The sequence below is a fragment of the Shewanella marisflavi genome (assembly GCF_023283925.1).
GTDB lineage: Bacteria > Pseudomonadota > Gammaproteobacteria > Enterobacterales > Shewanellaceae > Shewanella > Shewanella marisflavi.
Genome location: NZ_JAKIKX010000007.1, coordinates 1 through 13,910, shown reverse-complemented (window position 1 = coordinate 13,910; position 13,910 = coordinate 1). Strand labels below are relative to the sequence as shown.

Sequence of the window (13,910 nt, the reverse complement as noted above, 5' to 3'; positions counted from 1 at the left end):
CGAGCACAACAGTACTCAGCAAACAACTTACCTACCACAATGATTAAATGAGAAGTGACAAGTCTGATAGCGAGGTGATGGTGATATGAGGCAAACAGCCCATCCCAGGCTCAGCTGGCTCTCTATCAACAGCGGGATTAAGCCAAACTGACTGACAACCGGCGCCGCGCGCCCCCTGAACATCGGCCTTAAAGCTGTCACCCAGGTGTAAGAGCTGCTCACAGCTTATGTCGAGACGATGGCAAGCCTGATAGAACATATCTGGATAAGGCTTCATCCGTGTACCATTGCCTGGATGCAGCACAAACTCAAATAGCCCCCCTAAACCGATACGTTGAGCGTCGACATTACCATTGGTGATACCGATCAGCGGATAGCGTTCGGCGAGTCTTTCTAGCTTGCCTAATACCTCATCGGCGACAACAAAATCGGAGCGCTGGCGCACAAAATAGGCTAACGCCAGCTGGGCGCCTTTAGCGGCCTCGATCTTGGTATAACCTAAAGTCATCAACCCCTGCTCTAAGGTCACCAGACGCGACGCCGAGGTATCATGAGCCAGCGAGGGACACTGCTCAATAAGCTGACGCTTGAGCGCTTGCCAATCCTCCAGCCCCCAGGCTTGGGTTAGCGGATGGTGCTCTGCGAGGTAATTAAGTAGCCGCTGCTCTGCGGCCATGATGATGGGGCGATTATCATACAGGGTATCGTCGAGATCGAAGCTGATGGCACGAAAAGGCCGCAGTCGTATCGCCACACTAACCATTGCCACCTCGCTTCTTGGCTCTGGGGTGCGCCCCGTCATACACCTTGGCAAGGTGTTGAAAGTCCAGACTGGTATATACCTGAGTCGTCGATAGGTTGGCATGGCCCAGCAGTTCTTGCACCGCCCGCAGATCGGCACTGGATTCCAACATATGGGTCGCAAAAGAGTGGCGCAGCTTATGGGGGTGCACCTTGGCATTGAGCCCCTGCAGTTGCCCCCACTTATTTAATCTGGCCTGAATACTTCTGTGGGCAAGACGCTTGCCCTTTGCGGTGACAAACAGGGCATCGTCTTCGCAAGGCAGCGTGGCCCTTACCTTTAACCAATCGGCAATCGCGTGCAGTGCCACACGACCTATAGGCACAATTCGCTCTTTACTCCCCTTACCCATCACCTTTACCTGATGCTCACCGCTGGCGATATCTAATGTATTCAGGGCAGCCAGCTCAGCCAGACGCAGACCAGATGAGTAAAACAGCTCCATGATCGCCTTGTCACGCAGGGCTAAAGGATCGTCTCCCTCAATAGACAAAAGATGCGTAACCGAATCCAGATCCATATTCTTTGGTAGGGGTTTATGCTGTTTTGGCGTGCTGAGATTCAGACTAGGGTCTTGAGTGATATAGCCTTCTTGCTGCAAATAATGAAAAAACTGCTTCAGAGCCGACAAGGTGAGGGCGATAGAGCGTGGCCCCAATCCCTTACGATGTAATTTGTTAACTACGGCTTGTAGCTGCTCATCACTCACCTCGCCCCAAGGCATCTCATTTGGCAGTAGCTCCCTTACCCGGCTCAGTTCGAACCGGTAATTTCTCAACGTGTGAGGGGAAAGCTGTCGCTCATTGGCGAGATAAGATTCAAACTCTTTGGCCCAGTCGGCAGACATTCAGGGATCACAGCTTAGGTAAGAGGTGGTCGAGTAACTGCTTGAGCTGATCCAGCAGCAGGTTATCCATTTCGGGATGAAAATGGGTAGGATCTTGGCTGGCGATGGCAAAGATCACCTGGCCACACTGCTGTGACAAACGTGACAAGGCCACAGACCCCACTTCGCAGCCAAATAAACGCTTGGACTCAGTTTGTGTCAGGCGACCGAAGTAGTAACCCTGTTTCAAACGCTCACTCCAGATATTGGACAGTTCGCTGTCGATATCATGCACTGTGATCAATCTGACATGGGTAAAATGAAACTGCTGCTGTAACTCATTTGACAGAATTTGCCTTAAATCACCAAGATCCTCGGCCTGCAACAACCTGAGCGACAGTGCGGTATTGAACATGTAGATCTGTTCGTTACGCGATGCCATGGCCAGCAAGGAGGTGATCTCCTCTTCCAGTTGAGTCACCCTGGCTCGAAGCATCTCCTGACGACGCTCCACCAGTGACACGGCGCCACGCTGCTCGTGGGGAATACGCATCGCCAACAGCAACTCGGGATAGCGCGCAAAGAAGTCGGGGTTATCCAGCAGATACTCGCGGATCAAGACTTCATCAAAGGGCAACTCGGCTTTTTCATTCATCGCATCATTCATTGCTGTATCTGTCCATCGTATACATGTTCAGCAGGCCCAGTCATCCATAGGGGCTTACCTTCGCCTTCCCAGTTAATGGTTAAACTACCACCAGGAAGATCGACGCGAACGCGTCTGCCCAGCTTGCCTTGCAACTGGCCAACAACCACGGCCGCACAGGCACCGCTGCCGCAGGCTAAGGTTTCCGCCGCGCCGCGCTCATAGACTCTAAGTTTAATATGATTTGCATCGACTACCTGCATAAAACCGACATTCACTCCCTTGGGGAAGCGCTCATGCCTGGTCAGCAAGGCCCCAATCTGTTCTACTTCGGCGTTTTCGACATCATCGACGTCCAACACACAATGCGGGTTGCCCATAGACACGGCGCCACATAAGAAGGTTTGCATTCCCTCCGGCTGCTGCGCCTGTAACAGGTAAGTTTTCTCCGCTTTTTTAGCGTTAAAAGGAATTTTGCTGGGTTCCAGTATGGGGATCCCCATGTTGACCGTTACGCTACCGTCACGTTCAAGCCTTAGGGTCATCTTGCCTGAAGAGGTACTGACTTTTATCTTCTGCTTATTGATCAGCCCTTTACTCTTTACAAAACGGGCAAAACAACGGGCACCATTGCCACACTGCTCTACCTCACTGCCGTCGGCATTAAAAATGCGATAGTGGAAATCCAGATCAGGATCATAGGGCGGCTCGACTAATAGCAGTTGGTCGAAGCCGATACCAAAGTTTCGATCCGCTAAGCGCTTTATCTGTTCGGGCGAGAAATAGACATTCTGTGTCACGCCATCGACCACCATAAAGTCATTGCCTAAACCGTGCATCTTGGTGAAATGGATCAAAAGTGTTTTTCCTTCAAAAAGTAACTGACTCCCGACTTAGGGGAGGAGTTGTTCACCTTGCCACAACTGAGAGATTTTTTCTCGCTCTCTCACCAAATAATGACGATCGCCATCTACCATGACTTCGGCAGCGCGGGGGCGAGAGTTATAATTTGACGACATGGTAAAGCCATAGGCGCCCGATGAGCGCACCGCCAAGAGATCATTGGCTGCAATATTTAATGGCCTGTCTTTACCTAAAAAGTCACCTGTTTCACATACAGGCCCCACCACATCATAGTGGCGCGTCTCACCCGCTCTTGGACAAACCGGAATGATCTTTTGCCAGGCGCTATACAAGGAAGGGCGAATGAGATCGTTCATGCCGCCGTCCACCAGGGCAAAATTCTTATCGGCATTTTCTTTTAGGTAGAGCACCTGAGTGACAAAAATCCCCGCATTGGCGGCAATGGCGCGGCCGGGTTCAAAAATTAATTTAAGCTCACGGCCATCTAACTTGCCGAGTAGCGCACTGGCATAAGCGCTAGGCTCCGGAGGCTGCTCGCCATCATAGGTCACCCCGAGTCCGCCACCCACATCCAGATGGGAAATCTTAACGCCCTGCGCCGCCAAGCGATCGATCAGGGCTAACATACGATCCATAGCATCGAGGAAAGGCTGTAGTTCAGTAAGCTGTGAACCGATATGACAATCGGCGCCCTTGACCTCAAGGCCAGGCAGTTGGTGTGCCCGCAGGAAGATAGCCTCAGCCTCCTCCATGGCAATACCAAACTTATTCTCTTTTAATCCCGTCGAGATATAAGGGTGCGTACCGGCGTCCACATCAGGATTTACCCGCAAAGAAACAGGGGCAACTTTGCCTAGGCGCAGCGCCACCTGATTTAACTGCTCAAGTTCGGCCGCCGACTCCACATTGAAGCAGTAAATACCCGCCTGCAGGGCCATCTCCATCTCTTCAACCGTCTTACCCACACCGGAGAACACCACTTTACTCGCCTCACCGCCAGCTTCTAACACTCGAGCCAGCTCGCCACCTGAGACTATATCGAAGCCACTGCCTAGACGGGCAAGCACATTTAGCACAGCAAGGTTTGAGTTGGCCTTTACCGCATAGCAGATCATGTGTGGGTGATCTGCCACCGCATTATCAAAGGCATGCCAATGGCGCTCTAGCGTGGCACGAGAATAGATGTACAGAGGCGTGCCGTATTGCCTGGCTAAATCGGCAACCGCGCATTGCTCGGCATGAAGCTCATCTTGCTGATAAAGAAAGTGATCCACTGAGGTTAGTCCTTATACTTCTGCTGCGTATCTTGTGCTGGCTGGCTCACCTGCTCTGTCTGGTTATCCTGTGGCGTTGGCGATTTATACAAAGGCCCCTTCTGACCACAAGCTGCCAAAGCGATACTTGCCAACAACATCAATAAAATCGGTTTTATCTTAGTAAACATCAGAGATTCCAGAATCGAGGAGATCACACGGAGCAAATGGCCCCGTTACCTATACTAATGGTAATGACGATTGTACGCGCTCCCCAAGCAATAGGGATGAAAATAATGGTTTTTAGCCCAAACAGGATAAAAAGCCGCTAAAACGCATAAAAATCTACATTTCACGAGAACAGCCATCCCCGGGAAATAAGTATCCTCCTGACGACCAATCTCCGCGAGCGCTTTCAAACACTGCACTTTGGTCAGCCAGGCTAGCCCCTTGCATAGCTGGGACGAGTATGCTTGATGTTTGCAGAGTTAGGACTAAAACGTCAAGCCTAACGAAGGCGAAAAACGCCTAATGTGAATATTTTTATTCATTATTACCCAGTAGAGACAAACCAGTAGGAGTGGTGAGGCTTTTTCCTCTAACATACAAGGCAAGTTAACCCACACACATCGCGGGGACTCTCAGGTATAGCGGGGCAAAGTTAGATATTTATCAAAATTGGTATTACTATGTGGGCTCTGCAACAACTCACTTCACTGAAGGATGCCCAGATGGCAATGACAGATTCCGAGTACCATAAGCTCGCTGACGAAATGTTTAACGCCCTTGAAGATGCCATAGAAAATGCAATCGATGAGCAAGATGCCGACATCGATATCGATGCATCAGGTAACGTGCTGCAATTAGAGTTTCAAGATAAGTCCAAGATCGTCATCAACAAACAAGAACCTTTGCACCAGATCTGGGTAGCGACTCAGTTCGGTGGTTATCACTTCTCTTACGTCGATGGAAAGTGGTTAGATGAGCGCAGCGACGCTGGTGAATTTATGCCTTTCGTACTCGCCTCGATTCATCGTCAAGGCGGCATCACGCTAGCGCTTTAGGCAAGATTAAAACTCGATGGCTGCCTCATCGGCGTTAACCCCAAAGGGTAACGCCTCCAGTCGGCCATCGATACGCACTAAACGGAAAAACTGCGGTAAGTTAAACCTTTCGTTATCCAGGTAGGAATCGGCAAAGGCATGGTGATGACTCACCTGACTCACCAACTCCTCAAGGTTATTGCCCGGCTGAACATAATGATTTAACTCATTGTGCTCATCCAGCACAAACACATCTATCCCCTCCTTGCCCTGACGCAGGAAATATTGAATCGCGCCCACAGCGGCAAAATCTTGAATCACCTCGGGGATCTTACTAAATGGCTCATTACCCAGGTTAGGCCTAGGCAGTTCAAGCATGCGCTGCTTGGACAGATGTTGATAAAAGGCTGTGGATTCACTCAAATCCTGATACAACATGCCCTTAGAATTGAAAAACAATCCATATTTAACGCCCCCTACCTGCAATGGATGCACCATAGTCGACGAACTCTTGGCCTTGGTACAGAGACGATTAGCCCTTTGCACTAACTGGCCGACGCTACGCTCTATCTGAGTTTTCAGGCGGCTCGAACAGCTCACTACATCCACTTTAACCGCCTGCGGTGCCCGCTGCATACCGGGCGTAATGTACACCAGAGCATCCAACATGGCTTCGTTACCTTCGAAATGATGGCAGTGCCATTCACCCCAACTATTTTGGCAGATCACATCCAGCGATTGCACCATATTCCTATGCTGACGTCCCTGAGAGAAAATATTGGCATTCATATAATCGAATATGATCTCTTGGCCACGCCATTGAGCGGTTTCGTCACGATTGAAATTGATTAAAAACAGCAACTGACGAAAATGCCAGGGCTGACAAAGGTCCAACTTAGAGGCCCGCCAACCACCATCGGCCATGATGCTGGGCAATCGCCTAGCCGCCTTGGTCAACGCCTTGTCATACCCCTTACTTTTACCAAAGCCATACCATTGTGTTTGGGCGGTCGATACTCCATTCAGGCTGGCCCAGATCAGCAGCTTGGCCTTGCTGTGAGAATGAAATACGGCACGATTGCCCATGAAATTTTTCGACTCGGGCGTGCAGCGATATAGATAATATTCCTGGGTCTTGTGGCTATAGATCACCGTAAGGTGTTCCTCAGCCACTGAGCGAGTCCAGAGACGATTGAGACTAATGATCTGCTTGTCGTCATCACTAAAATAGGTATGAAGCTTGCGCGTGAGCAGGCCCAACTCAGAAATTTTCAGGCTGTCGCTTAATTGATTAGCTGAAGCAAATTGCAACAGCGTCTGATAACTGCCGAGCATCAACTCATTGAGCTGCTCATTGAACCACTGCAACTGACCGCAATGCCAACTATCACATTGATCGAGTGTACCAAGTAGATTATCTGACCATCCCCAACGGGTCACTAAAGACTGTAGCTTATAATAACGCCAATCTTTCGGGTGCTCGGCCACCGTCAGCCTGATACCGCATTTCAAATAGAAGCAGCGCCGCACAATCTCGAGTCGTCGTTTATCATTCTTGTGTTCAAGATAGCGTTCAATAGATTGATATAAAAGGAAATAGGCATCGTTAAAGGCCGAAAAATCTCCTGCCAGAGTGCGCTTCCACACTTGAGTAGCCACCAGTTCACTGTTGGGATAGTCACTGGCATAAGCTTCAAGCAGCATTACTTTAAGCAGTGCCTTGTGGGGTTTGTCTAACCCCTTGTATAACTGCCACAGCGATGCACCAAAATACTCACTCGCAGGCAGATTTCTAACATCCCCCAGAAACAGATGGCTTTCAATGGCTTCGGCCCCTGGCCACCATGCCACCCGCTTACCTGCCAAACAAATTTGACTGCGATAAAATTCTTCCAACAATAACCAGTGCTGCACGCTGCCACTATTTTCACATCCCAATGCCGCAATATTGGGCACTGACGCATCGGTATTTGAAAGAAACTGTTTAGGATGAACAAGATAAATGTTCACTTCGAGCGCATGCTGTGCAAACCAGTCGCTCAATATCAGGGACTTTTGTTGCAAAGAGGCAATTTCATCTTCTGAGAGTGTGGGGTCATATACCAACCACACATCGATATCACTCTTGGGGTTTTGACCAAAGCTGGCAGTACTGCCCATGGTATACACCCCATAGATGGCACTCTGCTGTTGATGATAAACCTGTGGCTCATTCAGTTCTAAGGTGCGGCAGGCTTCTAACGCCTCATTACTGGGGAAGTACTCGAAGATACCGCTTGGGGTCATGGGGCCGTTATAGCCGGGATAGTCGTTGCGGTGATAATGAAAAAGTACAGGAATAAGCTGCATCAAATGACGCTGCAAGGGCGTAAGAATGGCTAGTGCACGTGCTAAGCGTACCCTATTCAAGCGCTCTGCTGTTGCAATAAAATGATCTTGCTCTGTCAATTTCAAACAGCCTAGTCAAATTTGCTCTCCTAATTGCATGCTAACAGTTAATACGAAAACAGCAAGTATATGAGAACTAGATCACACTTTTGTATCGAGAGCTTAGCACTGTAAACGGGTGAACTTCAAAGAATCGACAGCCATTTCTTACATATAGCAATAAGCAATGTTAGCATTAGCGCAACTATGGCCTCTGATGGAATATCGAGCATGTCTCAAAACGTCATTCGTATCGCTACACGTAAAAGTCCACTGGCAATGTGGCAAGCTGAATTTGTAAAAGCCGAGCTAGAAAAAGCCCATGAGGGATTAGTCGTCGAACTCTTGCCAATGAGCACTAAAGGCGATGTTATCCTTGACACACCACTGGCTAAAGTGGGTGGTAAAGGCTTGTTCGTTAAAGAATTAGAAGTCGCCATGCTTGAAGGCAAGGCTGATATCGCCGTGCACTCGATGAAAGATGTACCGGTAGACTTCCCCGAGGGGCTTGGTCTGCAGGTGATCTGTGAACGCGAAGATCCACGCGATGCCTTTGTGTCTAACACATACAAGAGCATAGAAGAGCTTCCTCACGGCGCGGTAGTGGGTACCTCTAGCCTTAGACGTCAGTGTCAAATCCGCGCGGCTCGTCCAGACCTTGAGATCCGCGATCTACGTGGCAACGTGGGGACTCGTTTAGCAAAACTAGATGCTGGAAATTATGACGCCATCATTCTCGCTGCCGCGGGGCTAAAGCGTCTAAAGCTTGAAGAGCGTATCGCTAGCTTTATCGAGGCAGAGCAATCCTTACCTGCTAACGGTCAAGGCGCTGTAGGTATCGAATGTCGCACCGACGATGAGCGAGTAAAAGCGCTACTGGCGCCATTAGAGCACACCGAAACTCGTCATCGCGTCATCGCCGAACGTGCCATGAACACACGTCTTGAAGGCGGCTGTCAGGTGCCTATTGGTGCCTATGCCGAAATCGAAGGTGACACCCTGACACTGCGTGGTCTGGTAGGTAACCCTGACGGTAGCCAAGTGATCCAAGGCACAACAAGCGGTTCGAAGCTGGAAGCAGAGCAGTTAGGTATTGCATTGGCCGACGAGCTGCTATCTAAAGGCGCCAAAGCCATATTAGATGCTGTTTACGCTAAGTAAGCAATGAAGGTTCTGCTGACGCGTCCAGAAGGACGCAATCAGTCTATGGTCGAGGCACTCTCTTCACTCGAAGTGCCTTTTGCCGTTACGCCACTTTTGCAAGTGGTCGCCAACGATAACGTCGACCACAAGCAAAAGAAAACCGAATTTAATCAATCTGATATCATTATATTTATCAGCACCAATGCCGTTGAATATGCCGATATCGCCCTCGATTCAATATGGCCACAAGATAAGCAATACTTTGCTGTCGGTCAGGCAACCTTTAGCGTCCTACAAGCCAAAGGTATTCAGGCCACGGAAGCTCCCGAGTCTTGTCAGCAAACCGAAGGCCTACTGACTCTCCCCTCGCTACAAAACCTGACTGGGAAGCGTATCACCATCGTCAGGGGCGTCGGTGGCAGAGAAGCACTGGCCAGCGCCTTGACCCAACGCGGTGCCCAAGTGACCTACTGGGAAGTTTATCGACGTACCTGTCCTGAGCTAAGTGTCACGACTGCCTATGAATGGCAACACCAAGCAATTGATACCATTGTCATCACCAGTGGTGAAATTCTAGCGAACCTAATTACACTTGTACCTAAAGAACTATTTGCTTGGCTGCACGCTTGTCATATTATAGTGCCCAGCGCACGTGTCTATGACCAAGCCATTGAGGCTGGTTTTACACATGTCACCAATGCAAAAGCAGCAAACCGCGACGCAGTGCTCATAGCCTTAGGTTTACGGGAATAGACCTTCTTACTTTCTGCTCGCCGATGTCGCCCCTCGTCTTCAAGGATCTGCCGAATGGACAAAAATACCCAAGAGAGTAAAGCGGTCGCTACAACAGATGTCGATGAATCTATCGATGCGACCTTTGACGACACACCACAGGCCACATCGACTGACCCCAAAGAGCCATCTCGTTTTGAATCCCGAAACAGCGGCGTCTCCTGGGGATTTCTATTTAACCTAGTATTTATCTTATTACTTCTGTTTGCCACGGCAACTGGCGGCTTCTACCTGTACCAGGAACTGACGGTTCAGAAAGAAAAAACAGCAACATTAACCAAGCAGCTGCAGCAAGGGCTGGACGATCCCCTCTCGCGCATCACTCATCTGGAGCAGCAGCAACGCGCGGTAGAAAACCAATTTGATCAAAAATTAGCTCAGTTGCGGGATAAACAAGGACTGGTACAAGAACAGGTCAACAAACTGGCTCAGCGTAATCCGAATCATTGGATGGCTGAAGAAGCGAAATACTTGGTCAGAATGGCCGGCAATAAGCTTTGGCTAGAAAAGGATCCACAGACAGCCTTAAGCCTGTTGGAAGCCGCCGATGACCGTATCGAAACCATGAAAGATCCTTCGCTAACGCCAATTCGTAAGGCGTTAGCACGTGATATGAACAGCGTTGCCGCCATCAAGAGCACGGATGTTGCCGGCACAGTCCTTAGCCTGGACACCATCATAGAGCGCCTGCCTAACCTAAAGGTCAACCGTAGCGAATCTAAGCTCAATGCCAAAGATGACTCGCTGCAAGTAACCGAGTCTCTCGACGACTGGCAAAGCAACTTAGCAAAGTCTTGGCAGGCATTAATCGAAGAGTTTGTCATCATACGCAAGCGCACCACAGATCCTGCGCCACTGCTAGCGCCAGATCAACAGTGGTACTTAGTTGAAAATATTCGTAATAAGCTTTTACAAGCCCAGTTAGCCCTGTTTCGTCAGGACCAGGTTAATTATCGCCAGTCAGTGACCATGGCCAGAAAATGGATCTTTCAATATTTCGATCTGGCTGACAACAAAACAGAGCAGACGCTAGCGGCGCTTGATGCCTTAGCGACTCTGGAAATTCAGTCACCAGACATTGAGCAATTCGCCGCAACACCGCTATTGCAACAACTGGTCACCCATGGTCACCTAACCACAGATCAGGAGACCTCATTATGATAAGAGCCTTGATCTACCTGACGATTGTTATCATAGGCTTGATTGCCAGCCCTTATCTCTCTTGGCTTAAAGGCTACATCTATATCGCGATTGGTGACTATGAGTTGGAAACCAGCTTAGTCTTTGCACTGTTTGCCGCCGTTATGTTTTACGTGGCACTGGTACTACTGGAAATGCTGGTCGTCTGGCTATTTAACTTGATCTTAAATAGTCGTCTCTTACCAGAAAAATGGCGCCGTAAAGCCGCACGCAAACATACCTTAACTGGTGCATTGGCCTTGGCTGAAGAGGATTGGTCTACCGCTGAAAAAGCGATGGCTAAAGGCGCTGACAAAGGTGAGATCCCAGCGCTCAACCTGTTAGCCGCGGCCCGCGCTGCCCAACATAGAAATGATCACAATGCCCGCGACCATTATCTCAATGAGGCAGCTAAAGATCCTGCAGCATACAAGGCTGTATTGACCACACGAGTGCGTTATCTGCTGCAACAGGGAGAGCTGACACAGGCAAGAAGCCTACTCGACGAGCTAAATCCGACCAGCAAGAGCAAGCCTCCTGTACTAGGCCTGGCTCTTGATCTCTATCACGCTCAAGAAGATTGGGCAGCCCTCAAATTACTACTCCCCATAGTGAAGAAACGCGGCATTATAGACGAATCGGAACAGCAACAATTGAACGCCGAAGTCAATTTAGCACTACTTAAGCAAGCGGTGAGTCAGAATGAACAAGCGCTCGAAAAAGCCTGGCATTGGCTTAGCCGCTCAGAACGTAAGCAACCCGAGTTTATCGCACAATACGCTTTGGGGCTGGCTAAATTTGATCGCCGTGATGAAGCGATAAAGTTAATGTTGAAGCAAGTTAAGCATCATCCAACCCAAGTCATCTTCGAAGCGCTACCACAAATACTCACGCCAGCCGACTTAGATGCCAGAAAACAACTTTTTGAACTTGAAAAGAAACTTGGTGAAGAGGTCGACTACCAAGCTTGTATTGCTTCGCTATATGATCAAAGCAAAGAGTTCAGAGAATCCCAAAAATGGTGGCTCAAAGTTTGCCAACAATCCCCTAGTAAACAGCGCTGGTTGGCACTCGCTGAAGCCTATGAACACCTGGGCGAACAGAACCAAGCACTGCAAAACTACCGTAAAGCGGCAATTTTTTGACGCTTTTTTATACTGTTTTTAAATAAGGAACCACCACTACTGGTGGTTTTTTATTTATCAGAAAATTCTAAACTACCTTCCTGACATATAACCTGCTTTAAAACAATTAATTAGTTGTATTATTACAAAAACACACTATTTCCCCCTATTTTTCGCTCAATTGTCGCTATTTGACAGCTATTCAATGCCAACCACACTTAAAGAGACAAATCACGTGGATATACCAATAGCAAGCGCAAAACAGAATTCTTTTGCTCTTGATTTTTCTCTTTGTAGAGCGAGATATGATTATGGGTGCTTCAATCACAACACAGGATGCAGTAGTTGTTAACCTTGTAGGCGAACTCAAGGTTAAAGATGAACAAGGAAATATCAGAGAGGTGAAAATAGGCGACCTGATTCAGGCAGGTGAGCAACTCATTTTTTCACCCAATGTTAAGTTTAATCTTGAATATGAAGATGGCTCATCAACGACCCAAGCCAACTTGATGCAAGACATGCTTAATCACGGTGAAACGGTAAGCAATAGTGCAAACCAAGGGCAAGATACAGCTATTGAGCAACTAACGGATACGCCGGTAGCGTTAGACGATGAAATAGCCGCATTACAGGCACAGATTCTAGCAGGTGAAGACCCGACCCTAGGCCTACCCGAAACCGCTGCTGGAGCAGGAACCGCTGGTAATGAAGGCGGCTCAGATTTCGTGACACTAGGACGAACCGGTGACGAAACCCTTGCAGGTGCAGGATGGGACACTACCGGTATCCCACTTACGCCTGATACAAGTGTTGAAGAAGTCATCATTCCCGAAATTCAAGCAAGCGCCCCAACAGTCTCGTCAGCGACCTTCTCACTCTTTGAAGCCAACTTAGCACAGGGTAGCTCCCCCTCAGCTCTATTAACCACTATTGCCAACAGCATTCAAACGGCAGCAGATGCAGGCATTAGCAGTTTAACCATTAACGGCATCAATATTATCAGTGGTGGTGAGTTTGTTGGCCCTATCGTCATCAATACACCAAATGGTGTTCTGACCATTACAGGCTTTGATAGCGCATCAGGCCAATTCATTTACGATTACAACTTTAATTCCGCAGCCGATCACACTAGTACTGACCAAATTCAACTCCTCTTTAATATCGAACTGGTCGACAACCAAGGCGCTGCGGCTAACGGTACTATCACGGTTAATATCATCGATGATCAGCCAACTGGACTCGCCGACACGAATAACGTGACAGAAGATACAGCACCCACTGCAACCGGCGATTTGCTTATCAACGACACACTGGGCGCTGACTCTGCCCAGATCACAGCTGTGACAAATAACCAAGGCACCTCCATAAGTCTTGCCGATAGCAACAGTATTCAAGGCCAATTTGGCCTATTAACCGTATTTGCCGATGGTAGTTACACCTATCAATTAAATAATGAGTCAAACACAGTCCAGTCTCTAGCACTGGGTGAGCAGGTTATCGAAACCTTTAATTACCTACTTACAGATAGCGACGGCGATTCTGTACTCATCCCGCTAACCATTACCATTACCGGCACCAACGATATTCCGCTCATCACCTCCAGCATTGAAGATGCGACCGGTAGCGTATTAGAAGCCGGCGTCATGGATGGGGGGAACGATCCCGAGCTGGGTAACCTGGTCACCGGCGGCACCTTAACCGCCAGTGATGTCGATAACGGCGCCAGCTGGACCTGGAGTTTTGCACCGCAGGTCAACAACTACGGTACCTTCAGCATCGACGCCAACACCGGTGAGTGGAGCTACACCCTG

Annotated in this window: 13 protein-coding genes; 6 read left to right on the top strand and 7 right to left on the bottom strand. The window is 49.0% G+C overall.

Annotation, left to right across the window (positions count from 1 at the left end):
- Positions 1 to 43 precede the first annotated feature (43 nt).
- From L2712_RS13955 to lptM, 6 genes are read right to left on the bottom strand one after another with little or no spacing between them, the layout of a single operon-like run.
- Positions 44 to 754: an HAD-IA family hydrolase gene (locus L2712_RS13955; RefSeq protein ID WP_248978218.1), complete on the bottom strand. Its 711-nt coding sequence runs from the start codon at positions 752 to 754 to the stop codon at positions 44 to 46.
- A gap of 1 nt (position 755) precedes the next feature.
- Positions 756 to 1,649 (bottom strand): tyrosine recombinase XerC, encoded by an 894-nt coding sequence (gene xerC / locus L2712_RS13950; RefSeq protein WP_248978126.1) that lies wholly within the window; start codon positions 1,647 to 1,649, stop codon positions 756 to 758.
- A 7-nt stretch (positions 1,650 to 1,656) separates the two neighbouring features.
- On the bottom strand, positions 1,657 to 2,283 hold the full coding sequence (locus tag L2712_RS13945; RefSeq protein WP_088905843.1) for a DUF484 family protein: 627 nt from the start codon (positions 2,281 to 2,283) through the stop codon (positions 1,657 to 1,659).
- 8 nt (positions 2,284 to 2,291) lie between these two features.
- Positions 2,292 to 3,131, bottom strand: coding sequence for a diaminopimelate epimerase (gene dapF, locus L2712_RS13940; RefSeq protein ID WP_033539113.1), 840 nt, complete (start codon positions 3,129 to 3,131; stop codon positions 2,292 to 2,294).
- 36 nt (positions 3,132 to 3,167) lie between these two features.
- On the bottom strand, positions 3,168 to 4,412 hold the full coding sequence (lysA, locus tag L2712_RS13935) for a diaminopimelate decarboxylase (protein WP_248978125.1): 1,245 nt from the start codon (positions 4,410 to 4,412) through the stop codon (positions 3,168 to 3,170).
- A 5-nt stretch (positions 4,413 to 4,417) separates the two neighbouring features.
- A complete protein-coding gene (gene lptM / locus L2712_RS13930) occupies positions 4,418 to 4,582 on the bottom strand; it encodes an LPS translocon maturation chaperone LptM (RefSeq protein ID WP_248978124.1) in 165 nt (54 codons plus the stop codon).
- 540 nt (positions 4,583 to 5,122) lie between these two features.
- Here lptM and cyaY point away from each other — a divergent pair.
- On the top strand, positions 5,123 to 5,455 hold the full coding sequence (gene cyaY / locus L2712_RS13925; RefSeq protein WP_248978123.1) for an iron donor protein CyaY: 333 nt from the start codon (positions 5,123 to 5,125) through the stop codon (positions 5,453 to 5,455).
- Positions 5,456 to 5,461: 6 nt separating this feature from the next.
- On the opposite strand, the gene L2712_RS13920 is transcribed toward cyaY, so the two are convergent.
- On the bottom strand, positions 5,462 to 7,882 hold the full coding sequence (locus L2712_RS13920; RefSeq protein ID WP_248978122.1) for a class I adenylate cyclase: 2,421 nt from the start codon (positions 7,880 to 7,882) through the stop codon (positions 5,462 to 5,464).
- A gap of 210 nt (positions 7,883 to 8,092) precedes the next feature.
- Between L2712_RS13920 and hemC the strand changes: the two genes are divergently transcribed.
- The 5 genes from hemC to L2712_RS13895 all read left to right on the top strand — a co-directional run.
- Positions 8,093 to 9,022, top strand: coding sequence for a hydroxymethylbilane synthase (gene hemC / locus L2712_RS13915; RefSeq protein ID WP_033539116.1), 930 nt, complete (start codon positions 8,093 to 8,095; stop codon positions 9,020 to 9,022).
- Positions 9,023 to 9,025: 3 nt separating this feature from the next.
- Positions 9,026 to 9,757, top strand: a complete 732-nt coding sequence (locus tag L2712_RS13910) for a uroporphyrinogen-III synthase (RefSeq protein WP_248978121.1) — start codon at positions 9,026 to 9,028, stop codon at positions 9,755 to 9,757.
- A 54-nt stretch (positions 9,758 to 9,811) separates the two neighbouring features.
- Positions 9,812 to 10,957 carry a uroporphyrinogen-III C-methyltransferase gene (locus L2712_RS13905; RefSeq protein ID WP_248978120.1) on the top strand — a complete coding sequence of 382 codons (1,146 nt, stop codon included), beginning with the start codon at positions 9,812 to 9,814 and terminating at the stop codon, positions 10,955 to 10,957.
- Positions 10,954 to 12,120: a heme biosynthesis HemY N-terminal domain-containing protein gene (locus L2712_RS13900; protein WP_248978119.1), complete on the top strand. Its 1,167-nt coding sequence runs from the start codon at positions 10,954 to 10,956 to the stop codon at positions 12,118 to 12,120. Before L2712_RS13905 ends, L2712_RS13900 begins: the two co-directional genes overlap by 4 nt.
- A gap of 290 nt (positions 12,121 to 12,410) precedes the next feature.
- Positions 12,411 to 13,910, top strand: a 1,500-nt coding sequence (locus L2712_RS13895) for a retention module-containing protein (protein WP_248978118.1), incomplete at its 3' end; no start/stop codon positions are given.

Excerpts from the sequence above, each read along its gene's own strand:
- L2712_RS13900 (WP_248978119.1), top strand. The coding sequence starts at position 10,954 with ATGATAAGAGCCTTGATCTACCTGACGATTGTTATCATAGGCTTGATT.
- lptM (WP_248978124.1), bottom strand. The coding sequence starts at position 4,582 with ATGTTTACTAAGATAAAACCGATTTTATTGATGTTGTTGGCAAGTATC.
- L2712_RS13945 (WP_088905843.1), bottom strand. The coding sequence starts at position 2,283 with ATGAATGAAAAAGCCGAGTTGCCCTTTGATGAAGTCTTGATCCGCGAG.
- hemC (WP_033539116.1), top strand. The coding sequence starts at position 8,093 with ATGTCTCAAAACGTCATTCGTATCGCTACACGTAAAAGTCCACTGGCA.
- xerC (WP_248978126.1), bottom strand. The coding sequence starts at position 1,649 with ATGTCTGCCGACTGGGCCAAAGAGTTTGAATCTTATCTCGCCAATGAG.
- cyaY (WP_248978123.1), top strand. The coding sequence starts at position 5,123 with ATGGCAATGACAGATTCCGAGTACCATAAGCTCGCTGACGAAATGTTT.
- L2712_RS13910 (WP_248978121.1), top strand. The coding sequence starts at position 9,026 with ATGAAGGTTCTGCTGACGCGTCCAGAAGGACGCAATCAGTCTATGGTC.
- L2712_RS13905 (WP_248978120.1), top strand. The coding sequence starts at position 9,812 with ATGGACAAAAATACCCAAGAGAGTAAAGCGGTCGCTACAACAGATGTC.